1 protein-coding gene is annotated in these 826 nt (G+C 66.3%); it reads right to left on the bottom strand.

Annotated elements, in window-relative coordinates:
* Window positions 1-749 (bottom strand): IS701 family transposase (locus ACFSJG_RS19375; protein WP_378486882.1); only part of this gene is annotated, 749 nt, incomplete at its 3' end.
* Between the last annotated feature and the right edge of the window lie 77 nt (window positions 750-826).

Below are 826 nucleotides of genomic sequence, written 5' to 3' on the forward strand. Positions count from 1 at the left end.
GGCGGCGTCTCGGGTACCGCGTCGGCAGGATAAACGCTGGTCGCGGCCTTGACCGCCACCATGTAGGGGATGTCGCGGTCGGTGAGGGCGGCACGGAACTGGGCGCCCTCACCGTAGCCCGCGTCCGCCACCACCACCTGGGGTCGGGGCCGGCCCCAGGCGAGGAGTTCGTCGATCATCTCCACCGCCATCTCCCACTTCGGTCGGTGCCGTTCCCCGTCGGGGACCGCCGACTTCTTCCTGCGTGCCGCGACCGCATTCGCGGCGGCGGGGTCGTCGGCGCAGTGCTCGTCCCAGCTCTTCGGCACGAACAACCGCCAGTTCAACGGGCACGAGGCGTCATCGGATGCGGCGTGCACACTGACTGCGATCTGACAGTTCCCAACCTTGCCCAGCGTGCCCGAGTACTGCCGGGCGACACACGGCGAGAAGTCGCCGTCCTTGCCGAACCCCGTGTCGTCGACCACCCACGCATCCGGTGCGATCACCTCGCACGCCTTACGCGAGAGCGTCATCCGCACAGGCTCGACCTTCCACGGCGAACTGGTCACGAACTGCTGTAACCGCTGATGATCGACACCGAGCCGCTGCGCCATGGGCTGCATCGACTTGCGCTCACCGGCGAGCATCAACCCCCGTGTGTATACCCCCGCCGTCGCCACCCTGTCCTTCCGGGACAACGACGAGAACACCTCGCCGACGAAGGAGTCGAGACGTACATCGACCTCGGACAGGGCTGCAGCATCCACCCGGTCATCGTCTCGAGAACCACTCCGAAACTCGAGCTCCCACACCAGCTGTGGCAGACCTAACAAAGTCCTACTAG

The sequence above is a fragment of the Rhodococcus gannanensis genome, from assembly GCF_042681175.1.
In the GTDB taxonomy this organism is placed as follows: domain Bacteria; phylum Actinomycetota; class Actinomycetes; order Mycobacteriales; family Mycobacteriaceae; genus Rhodococcus_G; species Rhodococcus_G gannanensis.